This is a genomic window from Bacillus sp. 196mf, assembly GCF_003217275.1.
Taxonomy (GTDB): domain Bacteria; phylum Bacillota; class Bacilli; order Bacillales; family Bacillaceae_G; genus Bacillus_A; species Bacillus_A thuringiensis_S.
The window spans coordinates 199,287-214,629 of sequence record NZ_QJTG01000007.1; the positions used below are offsets into that span (position 1 = coordinate 199,287).

Below are 15,343 nucleotides of genomic sequence, written 5' to 3' on the forward strand. Positions count from 1 at the left end.
TATCTTGATCGTAATATAGCAATACATCTAAAAGACCTAAAAAAACTCTAATCAATAAATTTTTGCTGTTAAGAAGAATATTCAATTCGAAACTAATGAATATTTATCAACCTAACATATCATTACCACCATTAAAAAAAGAATAGAAATTTCGTTATGAAAGATTTCTATCCTTTGAATTGATTACGGTGGTGCACTACTCCGCATTAAAAAAAGATGCTCCTGGCTTTATCCAAGAGCATCTTTTTTTAGATTTATTTTTACTTGTTTATAATTTATCAATTAACAATTATATAGTTGTAATCAGTCCTTTAAAAATAATAGGAGTGCTTCATTAAATTCTTTAGCATGCGTTGCATTTAGCCCATGTGGACCACCCTTTATTAAGGCTACTTTAGAATTAGGAATTGCTTCATGTGTTAATTTCCCACTATATTCATATGGTACAGTTGCATCAGAATCACCGTGAATAATAAGAGTAGGTATATTAAACTTCTCCAAGTCTTTTCTAAAATCTGTCTTACTAAAGGCGGTAATACAATCAAGTGTTCCTTTAGGTGATGCACTGGCTGCAATATCCCAATTATATAAACGGAATGGCTCACTAACTAAATCTGTTCGATTACCAGCCGCGAAAAATCCCTTAGTAAATTCATCAAGAAATGCAAGGCGGTCATTTATCACACCACTTTTGAATGCTTCAATTGTTGCATCATCTAAGGCCCCTTCAGGATGATCCTCTGATTTGTATAAATATGGAGGAACTGCCCCAGCAAAAACAGCCTTTTCAATACGATCTGTTCCATACGTACTAATATACCGGGCTACTTCGCCTCCCCCCATAGAAAAACCAACAAGTGTGACATTTTGAAGCTCTAAATGTTCTAATAGTTGATGTAAATCAGAAGTAAAGGTATCATATTCATACCCTTCCCACGGCTGAGATGATTGTCCAAATCCTCGACGATCATATGTTATAACTCTGTATCCAGCCTCAACAAGAGCTGGAACTTGGTATTCCCAAGATCGACCACTTAACGGCCAACCATGAATTAGTACAACTGGGTTTCCTGTGCCATGATCCTCATAATATATCTCAATTGGTTCTTGATTTTCGGTTCCTACAGTAATTTTAGCCATGCTTCTACCTCCAAAAAATATTCTAATATGTATCCTTTTTTTCAATAATCCGGATGAATGTCATAACCTATTCATGCACGTTTATGTTGTGAACTCTAAGTATGAAACTCTATTGTTCCAATGCATTCATTTTCTCCTTTTGGAACAATCCCCCCTCTAATACCTTTTTCATCATAAAATAATTACTGAACATTACTCCTATTCAATTGTAATAACAAAAATAGGTGACTATCAATATCATTCTATCTATAGGATGTATAGGTAAAACCAATCTATTTTATAGTGAAAACAACTATAGTTACAACCTATACAAATTATAGATAATTTAGAATTGATTAACGAATCAGTTTTCAAATACTATAAATTTGTATAGCACTTCATGTTCTGTGAATGCTGCTATAACCAATATTATTGGTCAGCTTAGTTATAAACGACGAAACTTATGATAGTATTCGACTATTTAAACTTTCTTCGATTACTTAATTTTTAGGAGGAATACATAATGACTGATCTCTATTCTCGTATTAACAAAGATGATGCTGTCGTGCTTTTAGTAGATCATCAAACTGGTCTTATGTCCGGACTAGTACGTGACTATGGTGTTGATGAATTCAAGAACAATGTTTTAGCTCTTGCTCATACTGCTAAGTTTTTTGATTTACCAGTTATTTTAACAACAAGTTTCGAAAACGGGCCTAATGGACCTTTAATGCAAGAATTGGTTGATCTCTTTCCTCATGCACCAAAAATAGCTCGACCTGGACAAATTAACGCATGGGATAATGATGATTTTGTAAAAGCAATCGAAGAAACTGGAAAAAAACAACTTATCATCGCAGGCGTAGTTACGGACGTTTGTGTTGCTTTCCCGGCACTTTCCGCTATAAAAGCTGGATATGAAGTATTTGCTGTTACGGATGCTTCAGGAACTTTCAGTAAACAAGTTGCAGATGCTGCCAATACTCGTATGGCACATAGTGGTGTACAACTTATGAACTGGTTTAGCGTAGCTTGCGAATTACAACGCGATTGGCGCAACGATGTCGAAGGTTTTGGCAATTTGCTTGCTAGCAATCTTCCAGGCTATCAAAATATAATTGGAAGCTATAGGGGAGCTCAGCGAGATCTTAGTAAACAAAATGCATAAATGTATTTCAAAGAAATAGCTTTAAATCACTTTCAAAAAAATGGATAGTATACATTTAGTGCTGATTAAATCAGCACTCTCTTTTAATTTAAAAGGTATAGCAAAAATTTTATTTTTACGATTACAATTTTAAATTAACAGAAAATATATTATTTTCAATAATATATATTTTAAACAATTAAAAAAGGGGCGTTTTATTATGAGTAATTTAGAATTGTTAAATCCGGAGAACAGTGCATTAATTTTGATTGATTTTCAACCTCAAATGACTTTTGGAGTTGCAAGTATTGATAGACAAACATTGATTAATAACGTTATGCTACTTGCTAAATCAGCAAAAACTTTTAACGTACCTACTATTCTTACTACAGTTGAGACACGCAGCTTTTCTGGTTATTTTTGGCCACAAATTCTTGACATATTCCCAAACCATGAAATTATAGAACGCAGTTCAATGAACTCTTGGGAAGATCCAAAATTTGTTGAAGCAGTTAAAGCAACAGGTAGAAAGAAATTAATATTTGCAGCACTTTGGACTGAAGTTTGCCTTGCATTCCCTGTGCTTGAAGCAATTAAAGCTGGCTATGAAGTGTATGCAGTTGATGATGCTTCAGGTGGTACTAGTCTGACAGCACATAACGCTGCTATGCGTCGTGTAGAACAAGCTGGTGCAATTCCAGTGACAGCAATTCAAGTTTTACTTGAATACCAACGTGACTGGGCACACAAAGACACTTATGATGCTGTAATGGAAATTGTAAAGGAGCACACTGGCGCTTATGGTCAAGGAGTAGAATACGCATATACTATGGTGCACGGCGCGCTTCCAAGCAGGAAAATATGAAACAAGAAGGAGTAGCTGTCGAAGAGACTTATACAGGGAACACGATGGATGCTGCTGATCCAGTAACAACGATTGTTACATGGGAAATTCAACAAGGTAAAGAAAAACAGTTTGAAACATGGAGACATGAAATCGAAGCTGCCGCTACTAAATTCCCAGGGCATTTAGGTGTAAATCTAATAGTTCCAAGTAACGAATCGAGAGAGTATACTGTTATTTTTCGATTTGATACGTATGAGCATCTACGTGCTTGGCAAGAATCAGACATTCGCCGGGATTTGTTAAAAACGGCAGAACAATTTCAAGCTACTAATCCAAGTTACAAAACTGAAAGTAGTTTGGCTTATTGGTTTGTTACTCCGAAAACGCCAGTTCCACCGCCAAAATGGAAAATGTCTATCGTTACCCTTCTGGGTGTATGGCCTCTTAGCATGTTAGTTCCTAAAGTGATAGGACCTATTATAAAACATATGAATCCTATTATGTCCGCTTTTTTCGTTTCTGTATGTATAGTGTCCTTGCTATCATGGGTAGTCATGCCGATTTTCGGTAAATTATTTCATCCATGGTTACAAAATAATAGAAAGTAGACGAGGTGTGAACATGAATTTACCGGATATGATCTTATATAACGGAAAAATTACTACCCTTGATCCATCTCAGCCTGAGGTATCTGCTATCGCCATAACTGATGGTTTAGTCACTGCAGTAGGTGGAGATGAGCTTCTTAATAGTGCCACGGAAAAAACAAAAAAAATAGACCTTAAAAGAAAGAGAGCTATTCCAGGCCTGAATGACTCCCATATACACGTTATTCGTGGTGGTCTGCATTATAATATGGAATTACGTTGGGAAGGCGTGCCATCACTTTTTATTGCTCTAGAAATGCTCAAAGAACAGGCAAGGCGTACACCTGCTCCTCAGTGGGTAAGAGTAGTTGGAGGTTGGTCTGAATTTCAATTTAAAGAGAGACGGTTGCCAACTTTGGAAGAAATTAATGCCGTTTCTGAAGACACTCCTGTCTTTGTGCTACATCTTTACGATAGAGCACTTGTAAATCGTGCAGGGCTACGTGCACTGGGATACACGAAAGATACCCCAGACCCTCCAGGCTGTTTAATTCAGCGGGATAAAAGAGGTAATCCAACGGGCCTTTTAATTGCTAACCCTAACGCTTCTATTCTTTATTCAAGTTTGGGTAAAGCTCCAGTACTTAATCTTGACGACCAGATTAACTCAACTCGCCATTTTATGCGTGAATTAAATAGATTAGGTATTACAAGTGCCATCGACGCAGGTGGTGGATTCCAAAATTATCCGGATGATTATAAAGTTGTTGAACATTTAGCTGAGAAAGATCAATTAACTTTGCGTATTGCGTATAATCTATTTACGCAAAATCCAAATCATGAATATGAAGACTTTGCTTCATGGGCAAAAATTGTTTCTCCAGGTCAAGGAACTGATAAGTATAAAATGAATGGTGCCGGAGAGATGTTAGTATTCTCAGCAGCCGATTTTGAAAAATTTCAAATGCCACGGCCTGAACTAGCTACGATGATGGAAGCTGACTTAAAGAAAGTAATTTCTCTATTGGTGGAAAACCGTTGGCCCTTCCGTTTACATGCAACTTATGATGAGTCAATCACACGTTTCTTAAATGTATTTGAGGAAGTTAACAGAGAAATTCCTTTTAATGGTCTACGCTGGTGGTTTGATCATGCAGAAACAATCTCAGATCGTAGTATGGAACGTGTTAAGGCTTTAAATGGCGGTATTGCCATCCAAGACCGCATGGCTTTTCAAGGTGAATACTTTGTTGATTTATACGGAAAGGAAGCTGCAAAGCATACACCTCCGATTTATCGTATGTTAGAACTTGGTATACCTGTTGGCGCCGGTAGTGATGCAACTAGGGTTTCCAGCTATAACCCTTGGGTTGCTCTTTACTGGATGGTTGCTGGAAAAACCATTGGTGGTCTTTCGATATACGATGAAAAAAATAAACTTGATAGAAAAGTAGCCCTGGAATTATATTCAAAAGGAAGTGCGTGGTTCTCTGGTGATGAAGGTAAAAAAGGAACCCTGGCAGTAGGTCAGTTTGCTGATATTGCTGTATTGTCTGCTGACTACTTTACTGTGCCAGAAGAAGAAATCAAAAACCTTGAATCATTACTCACCATTATGGGTGGACAGGTTGTTTATGGAAATGATGAATTTAAAAATTTATCACCTGAATTGCCGCCAGCATCACCTGATTGGTCACCGACGGGCATTTACGGTTATGGTGGTGCTAACCTAGCCAACACTATACTTTCCCACGATTCCCATGATAACAAGTTACATAGTTGTAGTAACCCTCTCCATCAACACACTCATACCGTAATAGGAAAAGATGGAACTAAATGGGGGATTGGTTGTACTTGCTTTGCTTTCTAAGTCAAAACCACCGGTATAATGCCGGTGGTTTTCTTTCTACAATAAGGGTATGTAGATTCGAAATAACATTGTATATCCCTACATGGAACCTGTTACTATGCGATAAGACCGAAGAATTGATTGATTGATTGATTGATTGATTGATTGATTAACTTAACTTGTTTTTGATAGCCTTCTCTCCTTGCAAAGTCTGTCCTTTTTTCCTTAATTAAAAGTCAATGGTATCCCCCTCTTGATCGACTACACCACACATATAAATCCACTGCCCTTTGACTTTAATATAGATCTTAATTTTTCAATTGTTACACTAGAATCATTATTATTTCTATTACACTGATACTTTTTGCGAATCATTTAACTTCTGCATAAAGATACGTGCTGCAAAACTTAAAAATTTATCATCAAAGTGAATAAGATTAATATCTTGGCTTGGTGTTGGGTCAGTAATACGAACTATGCTCAAAGTATCATTATTAACAAAGTTAACCAGTGAAAGAGGTATTATGGCAACCCCATGTCCATTGTATACAAGGCTCAATAGAGAAATAGAAGATTTTGTTTCTATATTTGCTTCAGATAAAGATAACCCTAAACTCTCACAATATATCTTAATAGATTCACGACAACTACATGAAACCATTATTCTACTCAGCCCTACTAATTCTCTAAAAGAAACAAATGATTTTTCATTCAAAGGATGATTTTTTGGAATTACAAGGACGAGCTCTTCACTATACAAAAGGGTGCTTGTTAATGTGTCTGGAATTTGAGCACTACGTGTAATCCCGAAATCAATATTTTTGTCAACGATTTGATTTACAGCAACTTCGGATTCTATAATTTTTACTACGATGTTGGGATAATGTTGTTGAAACTTCATAATATAAGGTGTTAAATAAGTGAGATCCTCTAATAGACCTCCTATAGTAATCACACCTCTTTTTACACCCTTTAATTCAAAAATTTCATTATAAACGTCATCAAATTGTTGCATAATAAATTTTCCTTTATCAAATAGCAGCTTACCCGCTTCTGTCATTTTGATACCTCTTCCAACTCGATGAAACAAGGGTGTATCAAGTTCACCTTCTAAAACACGTATTTGTTGACTTAAAGTCGGCTGTGAAATACCTAGAACTTCCGCAGCTTTAGTGAAACTATTATTATTACAAACTTGAATAAAATACTCTAAATGACGTAATTCCATTCTTGATACCCACTCTCCGCTTTATGAAAGATTTATAATTTAAAGGACGATATGTATACGTTAACATAACAACCATCTTTCCTACTATACCAATTGAAATTACATGTTTTATTCATTTTTCATTATAATAAAATTACTACCATTTATTAATTTTTCCTCCTATTTATTTAATTTATATTTAATTAGGACATTACTAATTCGAGATATATTTCTAAACTTTTATAGTTCTAGTGCATAATACCCTAATTTTTTCAACTTTTCGATTATCATTTTTTTCTCAATATAGTCCAAACCACCAAATATTTGCCGAATCGCCTCTTTATGCTGAGGAAAAATAATATCCATTAATTCAATACCTTCTGAAGTAATTGACGCATACGTGACACGGCGGTCTTTAGGATATGGTTTTCGTATTAAGAACCTCTTCTTTTCCAACTTATCCACTACATACGTGATACTACTACTTGCAAGTAATATTTTATCTCCAATTTTTTGTATAGGCTGATCGCCTTTACTATATAGTAGCTCAAGCACTGCAAATTCAGTTGGATTAAGTCCATAACTTTTTATATCCTCTTCAATACGCTTAGTAATTGCCTGTGCTGCCCTTGATAATGTAACAAATAACTTTAAAGATAAGCTCTCATCATTAATCACACTCATAATTACCAATCCTTTACAAGTTATCTTGAATTCGAGATTTATTATATTATCGTCTAAATATTATGTCAATCATTCATTTTAGCTTTATCAATCCATTTATAATTTATTTCTCAACATATGACATATGGAATTAGAAGAAAACAATTGTTAATATATAAGTATCTCAATTACGTTATTTCTTTTAAAGAGAGCTTGTATTCTAACGCAAGTTCTCCTTTTTTATATTCTAAATTGAATCCGGACAAAGTTCACATATTGAGTCTGCCCATGTATATGATATAGTTTTTAAACAAAGATTAGAGCCCTCCTACAAGAAGGAGAGCTCTAATCTTTCATATAAATATTCACCATTTTTATCATTGCGGGGACATCAAAACTTTAACTTGATGGGGATATGGGACTACCCCATCGCCATCAAGCTAAGATTTTGAGACACCCCCATAACGAAATTTTTCCCTTTACAGTTATTTGTGAGAATTTAGCCTCTATATAAAAAAAACCACTCCTTACAATAAAAGAAGTGATATTCCTAAATTATATATTTCATTAAAATCAAACTATTATAATATAGTTCCATTCAGCCATCCGTTTATGGCAATAAGGTCCATCAATACATGTAATTCTGTACCTATTAAAGCAGAAATAAAAATAATTTTTAATGAAGAGCTCTGTTTATAAGTAAACAGTTTCATTAATCTAGGTATTGTTTTAAGACCTATCATAATTAGTAAAGTCAAAACTAAAGCGCAAGCTAGTCCACCTATAAAACTCTCATCTACCGCTCCTCCTGGTATAAGCGGTACCTTTCCAATGAACATGCTTATAGCATCTGGAATCGCCATACCGAAAAATAAAGTTGTGATATTTAAATGTTTTTTATATACTAATCCTACAGTTGCTGTAACTACTGTATGTCCTATAACGCCAGCCATATGAATCCTCCGTAATATTTATATTATTTTTTAGTTAGTTTTCACCTTTTTTTAGGCTTATTATTTTATAATTGATAACGCTTCTAAAAACTGTGAATTATCTTTTCTACTCTCAATAATCTTTTGAAATTCTTTCTCCACTTGTACTGATTTTTTATCCTCGGTATCAACAACTCCATGATTATTTCCATAAACTTTGTTAAGTTCAAAAATTCCCATATAGGTTTCTTGTATAGGAATTTGAGTAAACATAGAATTATTGACAATTAAAATACACTGTTCATAATTCGAGTTACGATAATGCCCAAACCAAGTATTACTATCATATTTTACCGGTATTTCCTTGTCAGCAATTACTATTTTTTTTATATTTTCACTTTTTTCACCCGCGAATAACACAGCAGTATCATTTGTTATTGTAGGCATAGACTTTATTGGATCTGAAATCGGTGTAAAATGATCTTCTCCCTCTCGTAATATCCCTTTTTTTATTACGGCTTCACCTGTTTTTTGATCCATAATAAATACTGATTCTCCATTATATTGTGCTGTTTTAACTTTATATAAATCGATAGACTTAATTTCACTTTTATTTTCACTTCGTATATCTTGTAAAGCTTGTTTATCTCCTAACATCAAAATTCCATTTCTTGGTTCTTTAGGCGTGAACGCCAAGTATAAACCAAATAAGAGGGCTCCAATCATACATAGGTTAATGATTTTTCTCATTTCTAATCTCCTTAGAATTATTGTTTAAAGGTGGTTTAACTAGTTAAGATAATTGCTGCAAATCATCTATACGTATACCGTTTCTTTAATTCGTATTTGCTCCTTATATAGAATAATTGTTTTATGGAATTTTACATATTCATTTACCTTTCATTTGTATTACATTTATGTAAGGTAAAATTATTAGCAAAATACAATTATCGGAATAGCATCCTACTATTTCTATGGGCAACTGATCGCGATCCTACTCTGTTCGGCTACTATGGTTCAAATGCATCAATTACTTCTTATGAAAAGAAACAAGAACTGAGTGAATATAAGGTCATATATAGATTAAAGATTATTTTCTTCTTATTTATCAAGCCATACAGAAAAACACCTAATAGCTATCAAAGGTGTTAATTCGCCTGTTCAATCTCCTATAACAAAACGGACGAAAATCTCATTGGTATGAGAGGAAAACAGTCTTTGATATATTAGGTGTCGTTTACAATTGTACCAAGTCTAATAATTAAGCGGATTAATTAGATTTAAAAAAAGATTTCTTTTTCTTTACTCGTAATAAGTCACCTGTCCATCCTTTGAATCGCATATACATATACATCCCCCCTGTTGTGAAAATAATAAATAAGAGAGCGATTAAATAGCTATATTTCCATTCCAGTTCAGGCATGTATTTAAAATTCATACCCCATAATGCTCCTAAGGCTGTCAAAGGCGTACTCACAGCAGTTAATACAGTAAGAGCTTTCATAATTTCATTCCCACGATGAGAAGAAACAACTTCTTGCAAATGAATCATCGTGTCTAATTCTTCTTGGTACTCTTTAACAAGTTGTAATCCACGCTCTAATTTTACGTGTGTTTGTTTATAACAAAGGGTGTTTGTTAGTTTTTCTAACCAAGCTTCTTTTAGGCCTTGTAACACTTCTTGTATTAAGCGAAACACATGTGTGTTCATAAATAATTCATGACGAATATGATAAATCCTTTCTAAAACTGCTATGTTATTATGATGATAAAAATCCCATAATACATTTCTGAAATTGTTTTCAAAGTAGTCAACCTTTCGCAAATAATGAGATATAAACATTGATAAGATAGCACATAATCCTTCAGCAGAACTATTACAATTTTTTGTACCCATAGGGATATTATGTATTAATTTTTGGAAATCCTCTTCCTCCTTTTCCTGAACTGTTATCAGTATTCCATGAGCTACGAAATAATGAAGAAATTTTTGAATTTTGGCGTCCTTTTTATCTTGATCATATAAAAACGAACCATATACACAAGTTTGACTTGGTGATAACGTATAAACATATAATCCATTTTCACAAGGAGAACTTATTTTCTTTACAAATTGAGAGAAATAAGATGTTACATCACGAGGGATTATAGAAGAAAGTTTTTCAAGCTCACTAGTTTTCACATGATACCAACTCCATTTCGTCATTTTTATGCATTCCATACTATTCTTCCTTTCTAAATAGTTTTATGTTTGATCGAATCATATCCGTAATACGAAATTTGTATGTAGGTATTCATGTCTTGAAGGAAAAGTTTTTAGATCATCTAAATTATAAAATAAATGACATAGGAGGTCTTATTCTTTTAAAAGGAAGACCCCCTATATATTAGTTATTTTTATTTTCAATTTTAAACATTTCCTCTATACAAGCACTTTTTATCTTTTCTTATAAAGAATTTATTATATGTGGAAAAGAAGCTACATAATTTGGCACGTCTATTCAACGAACTCCATTTCAGTCGTTATTATAATTTGGATTCATATGCAGATTGATTGGTGATGTCGTCAAATACTTGACTCCCAATAATGTAGTATCCATGAAGTGCAGCCTCTTTCGAAGCGTCTACCATACGGAAAGAAGAAATTTCACTTTGCATTTTTTCAATTCGTTTTTTGTGGAGATCTACTATTCCTCCTGTCCAAATGATAGTATCATACTGTTCTAACGTAAATTGTTCTTGTAATACACGTATGACGTCTTGGAAGTGTGCATCCAACTCTTTTTGAATCAAAGTATGAACCTGACTTGTCTCATGATTTTCTTCTCGACATTCATATCCTTTTTCTAATATGTTTGGCATGTCGTTAATATGCAATTGATTACTTTCACCCTCATGATTCTGCACGATATTCTTAATATTTTTCAAAGGCTTGCTACATCCTAGTTCCGTCTCATAATGATTTAAAATGAGATTCTGTTTCATATCTGTCATTTCTAATGTACGAAATCCACCATCAATAATTAAGATGCGATCTCGTTCCTGAATGATTCCCTCTTTTAAGAGATAGGCATGTAAAGCGACCGGTTGCTGAAGAATCAAAGCATTTTCCACCGTAATATTAATAAATTTCCCATCAATTTGCACGGAAGTTTCTTTTTTTAGTGCACGTTGTAATTGCTCATGCTGACTACCAAAACAAGTGATGGGAAGCCCGGTAACAACTAGAGGTAACACGACATTTTCTTTATAATCCTTTGCAATGCAACCAAATATTTGTTGTTTAAACTCTTCGCTTTCATAATAATTTTCTATTTCATCGTCAAATGGAGGAAGAAATGAAGCGTCAGATTGATGTGCTTCATTTCCCATGTAGTATGCAAAGTCTAAGTCTATAAAACTTACCTTTGTTAAATCTTCACTTTCAGCATGATTAGGTACAGGGGCTAGTGTGGAAGCTTCACTCTTGACCGTCATCTCAGAATCTACATCCTGTCGATATGCCCTTTTGGTAAAGCCAATTCCTACATCAATTGCATACAGAGATTTCATACTTTTTTCCTCACTTTCTATTTTTAGAGTTAAATCTAGGCACTCTCTTCTTTCCCTTCTTTCACATATTTCTTTTCATTTTTCGTTTTTTCCCCGTCTAAGTTCTTACTATTTTCATTTATTTCGTAATCCTTTTCACCTGTTTTCTTTTTATTATTTTCGTTTTCTGTTAAGTCTTTAATGGTAGAAATGACAACTGGTGTGGCTGTAAGCAGTTGTGGTAATGTTTGTTTTGCAACATTAGCTGCAGTTACAGAAAATTGTTTACTTGTCTCAGTTACCTTCTCCAATGTTTCCTTTATGTTTCCTTCTTGTAGTTTTTCTTTTACGCTTTTTCCTTTTGTTTGTATAGCTTTCCGATTTTCTTTTTTTAATAGGGAGACTATGACTCCGGTCGTAATTCCAATCACAGCATATTTAAATATTGTATGTTTCATTTTTCTCATCCTTTTCTATTTTTATTTTCTTCAATGCTACAACCTAAAATAATTACCTTACCTATTTATCAGATGTTGCAATCTATTAGAGAGAATGATAGTTTTGCGGCTGCCTATCACTCGCCGTTAGTGTTTCATCTGTTACTAGGAGTAAAATTCTCCCTTGATCTAGTTTTTCTTCATATAAGTTAGCTTCCTCCTTCGACAACCCCATTTCCTCCATTTGATTTCGGAGCTCGTCCCCTTTTTTGGAGAAAAAGTTGATAATACTTGTGCCCAATCCTTGTTCTTTTACTCCAATCGTATTTGTGTTTGTATCATCCGCAATCCTTTTTGTTATATGTTTTTCATGCGCTAAAACATAAATGTCATCGTGGCGAACCCCTTGCAATTCTAGCTCTTTTACTTTCATAACTACTTCCTGTTCATTTTGATATTCATAAACTACCGTTTTTCTTTCATTCGTATGCATGGTATCTTTCCTCCTTTAGATTTTTTATTTTTTATTTAGTTGTTATGTAATATGTAATACACCTATTTTAAAGATGTTAAACCTAAATTTTCAAAAAATTTTACACAATAGGTTATTCATGTTTTTAATATCAAAGAAATGTCACAAGAAATTTGCTTTGATAAAAGCGCTACAAATAGCGATTTGTTTGGAAGGTAAGCGCATTATTTTATAGAAATCATAGAAAAATAAAAAAGCACTCCTTTTCAAAGAGTGCTTTTAAAAAACATATAACCTAATAAAAATATTTCTATTTTGATTACGGAAAGAAAGTCTTTATTAAAACATATGGTTGCTAATTTAATTGCGATCTGCCTTGCACCCAAGCAGCAATATCATTTATAACATACTCAGGTATATTAGCAGGACTATAATATTCATCCGGCTTACTTATTTCCCCATCGCCCTCTGTAAAGAAATGATTTAACTTTGGATATAGTCGATAATCAACGTTATTTCGTTCTTTTAATTGTTCTTTCCAAAGAGGAATTTCGATTTTTGATTGAACTTGATAGTCTCTTTCTCCTTGAATAATAAGAAGTGGTGTCTTTTGTTCTTTTGACATTTCTGCTGCTTTAATTTTCCGAATAGAATCCCAAAATACTGCTGATCCTAAGTAAAAATCTTTTGGAGGATTCTGACCAGAGAAATTTGGATCATTTAATAATTCAAATTGCGATTTGTAGAATTTATATTGCTCCTGGTTCATTGCTCCAATAGAGAAAAGGTACTCAAATTGATCTAAAACAACGTCTTGGATCGTACGAGCTGGCCCTCCCATTACAATTGCTCCAGCAATATTTTTATTTTGGTCTTTTTCAATCATTTTCGGAAGCATCATTCCACCTTGACTATGACCCAAAATATAAATTTGATTTTTATTTATTAGAGGCTCATTTTTAAGAAATTGAGTTACAAGAAGAGCATCATCTGTTGTCTCTTTATCAACTGTATAAAAGGGACTAAATTGTGTTTTCAACCCATGTTCATAAGTTCTTTTATTATAGCGAAGGACAGCAATTCCCTTCGATGCAAGACCTTCAGCTAAATCGCGAAACGGTTTTAAAGCAAACGCTGTTTCATCCTGATCAGTTGCTCCTGATCCTTGAACAAGAATAACCGCTGGAAAAGGACCATTTCCTTTTGGAACCGACAATGTTCCTGGTAATGGAAATGCACCACTTCCAACTACTACTTCTTTATCAACAAATGATTCAGGCTTACTATATGACGGACGCTCAGCAACAGGACTAAACGACATGCTGAGTTGAAAATCGTCTATTTTTCCAGATGGATCTAGTTTAATTAGTAAAGGTACAGTCATTTTTTCAAAAACTAATTGAATCTCCACATTTGTATGAACAGGATTTGTCTCTTTTTGTGTAACCTCTCCAATTTCTATAAAAGAACCTGCTTGTAATTGAACTGGGAGTCCCTCCCAATAGCTCTTCAGCCATTCTTCGGATATTATTTTCTGTAATGACCTTGAGGTTAAATCAAATGCAGATTTATAATCTTCACTATTCATATGGCGAATAAATGAAAGAGTAGTAGATATAATAGGATTTTCATCATCACTATTGTCTATTTTTTTTATATTTGTGTTTACTTCCTTTAATTTTGAAATAAATTGGTGGTTAAATGGATTATTATATGTATTAGGATATAAATTTGTTTTCAAAATTTCCGTATTCCGTCCCTCATACAAACTTGAAGAACTCGTAAACTTTTCAGGTGAAATTACTTCCTCCGCATATGAGACTGAGGGAATTGCTATTGTAAAAATTGCACTGATAAGTAATAACTTATTACTTATTCTTCTTTTCTTACCCATACTTATTGATTCTCCCTTCAAAATTTAAAATTTCTAATACAATATGCCAACTATAAGGAAAATAAAAATTACCAAAGAGATTAATAATCTATTTTACGATCCCCCTCTCAAGTTAAAAATCTATCATTAACAAACTTCAATAAAAAACGCCTTCCCCCTCTTTTTTTATTGTTGGATTTTCCAATGACCTAGAAGCACAGCACGAAATTACATGTAACCTACCCATGAGATTCTCTGTTTCAAAAGAAAAAAGCACCCCACTAGATGCTTTCTTTAATTGTTCTCACTATCATTTATTTAGATAATTTTCTTATTACTGTAAGATAAATTCATTCTATATAAGTTGAATTAAAAGGTTACAGCTACTATTTGTCGAAATATATACGTAACACTTATCGACAAATGGAGCGGAGCCAAATGACAAATGCACATCAAAACGAAAAAGAGAACCTACTTGTAGCAATGAAAACGACTAAAAATAAACGCATGTATGAACGTTATCAAACGATCTATTTCTATGTACAAGGCTATTCTATAAAAGAAATTATGAACATGATCGGTCGTTCTGAAAAAACGATTTATAATTATGTGAATGCTTATAAAGAAAAAGGATTAGATGGCTTAATCATGGGACAATCAACAGGAGCACCACGTAAAT

Annotated in this window: 15 protein-coding genes and 1 pseudogene; 6 read left to right on the forward strand and 10 right to left on the reverse strand. The window is 33.7% G+C overall.

Annotation, left to right across the window (positions count from 1 at the left end; translation table 11 throughout):
- Positions 1–303 precede the first annotated feature (303 nt).
- A complete protein-coding gene (locus ATL10_RS13390) occupies positions 304–1,140 on the reverse strand; it encodes a bromoperoxidase (protein WP_098250570.1) in 837 nt (278 codons plus the stop codon).
- A 502-nt stretch (positions 1,141–1,642) separates the two neighbouring features.
- On the opposite strand from ATL10_RS13390, the gene ycaC reads away from it, so the two are divergent.
- From ycaC to ATL10_RS13410, 4 genes are all read left to right on the forward strand, one after another.
- Entirely contained in the window at positions 1,643–2,287 is a 645-nt protein-coding gene (gene ycaC, locus ATL10_RS13395; RefSeq protein WP_000131214.1) for an isochorismate family cysteine hydrolase YcaC, read from the forward strand.
- Between the two features lie 199 nt (positions 2,288–2,486).
- Positions 2,487–3,131 carry a hydrolase gene (locus ATL10_RS13400; RefSeq protein ID WP_000067162.1) on the forward strand — a complete coding sequence of 215 codons (645 nt, stop codon included), beginning with the start codon at positions 2,487–2,489 and terminating at the stop codon, positions 3,129–3,131.
- The gene (locus ATL10_RS13405) at positions 3,128–3,721 is read left to right on the forward strand and encodes an antibiotic biosynthesis monooxygenase (protein ID WP_000806852.1); all 594 of its coding nucleotides are present in this window, start codon (positions 3,128–3,130) and stop codon (positions 3,719–3,721) included. The genes ATL10_RS13400 and ATL10_RS13405 overlap by 4 nt, the downstream gene beginning before the upstream one ends.
- Positions 3,722–3,734: 13 nt before the next feature.
- Positions 3,735–5,570, forward strand: coding sequence for an amidohydrolase (locus tag ATL10_RS13410; protein ID WP_001052853.1), 1,836 nt, complete (start codon positions 3,735–3,737; stop codon positions 5,568–5,570).
- A 328-nt stretch (positions 5,571–5,898) separates the two neighbouring features.
- Here ATL10_RS13410 and ATL10_RS13415 read toward each other — a convergent pair whose 3' ends face one another.
- The 4 genes from ATL10_RS13415 to ATL10_RS13430 form a co-directional block, all read right to left on the reverse strand.
- Positions 5,899–6,777, reverse strand: a complete 879-nt coding sequence (locus ATL10_RS13415; RefSeq protein WP_061660758.1) for a LysR family transcriptional regulator — start codon at positions 6,775–6,777, stop codon at positions 5,899–5,901.
- 219 nt (positions 6,778–6,996) lie between these two features.
- Complete coding sequence (locus ATL10_RS13420; protein ID WP_061660759.1) at positions 6,997–7,440, reverse strand: MarR family winged helix-turn-helix transcriptional regulator; 444 nt, start codon at positions 7,438–7,440, stop codon at positions 6,997–6,999.
- A gap of 560 nt (positions 7,441–8,000) precedes the next feature.
- Complete coding sequence (locus ATL10_RS13425; protein WP_000929330.1) at positions 8,001–8,372, reverse strand: hypothetical protein; 372 nt, start codon at positions 8,370–8,372, stop codon at positions 8,001–8,003.
- A 60-nt stretch (positions 8,373–8,432) separates the two neighbouring features.
- Positions 8,433–9,101, reverse strand: coding sequence for a lipoprotein BA_5634 family protein (locus ATL10_RS13430; protein ID WP_075720177.1), 669 nt, complete (start codon positions 9,099–9,101; stop codon positions 8,433–8,435).
- 217 nt (positions 9,102–9,318) lie between these two features.
- Here ATL10_RS13430 and ATL10_RS13435 point away from each other — a divergent pair.
- Positions 9,319–9,616: pseudogene (locus tag ATL10_RS13435) on the forward strand (IS4 family transposase); the annotation flags it as partial.
- A gap of 5 nt (positions 9,617–9,621) precedes the next feature.
- Here ATL10_RS13435 and ATL10_RS13440 read toward each other — a convergent pair.
- From ATL10_RS13440 to ATL10_RS13460, 5 genes are all read right to left on the reverse strand, one after another.
- A complete protein-coding gene (locus ATL10_RS13440) occupies positions 9,622–10,572 on the reverse strand; it encodes a magnesium transporter CorA family protein (RefSeq protein ID WP_000388935.1) in 951 nt (316 codons plus the stop codon).
- A 305-nt stretch (positions 10,573–10,877) separates the two neighbouring features.
- A complete protein-coding gene (locus ATL10_RS13445) occupies positions 10,878–11,903 on the reverse strand; it encodes a ParM/StbA family protein (RefSeq protein ID WP_000839448.1) in 1,026 nt (341 codons plus the stop codon).
- A gap of 35 nt (positions 11,904–11,938) precedes the next feature.
- Positions 11,939–12,340, reverse strand: coding sequence for a hypothetical protein (locus ATL10_RS13450; RefSeq protein ID WP_000683216.1), 402 nt, complete (start codon positions 12,338–12,340; stop codon positions 11,939–11,941).
- An 85-nt stretch (positions 12,341–12,425) separates the two neighbouring features.
- A complete protein-coding gene (locus tag ATL10_RS13455; protein WP_000557322.1) occupies positions 12,426–12,812 on the reverse strand; it encodes a YflT domain-containing protein in 387 nt (128 codons plus the stop codon).
- 334 nt (positions 12,813–13,146) lie between these two features.
- Positions 13,147–14,685: an alpha/beta hydrolase gene (locus ATL10_RS13460; protein ID WP_000516847.1), complete on the reverse strand. Its 1,539-nt coding sequence runs from the start codon at positions 14,683–14,685 to the stop codon at positions 13,147–13,149.
- Positions 14,686–15,102: 417 nt separating this feature from the next.
- Here ATL10_RS13460 and ATL10_RS13465 point away from each other — a divergent pair.
- A partial coding sequence (locus ATL10_RS13465) for a terminase gpP N-terminus-related DNA-binding protein (protein WP_181419325.1) occupies positions 15,103–15,343 on the forward strand: 241 nt, incomplete at its 3' end.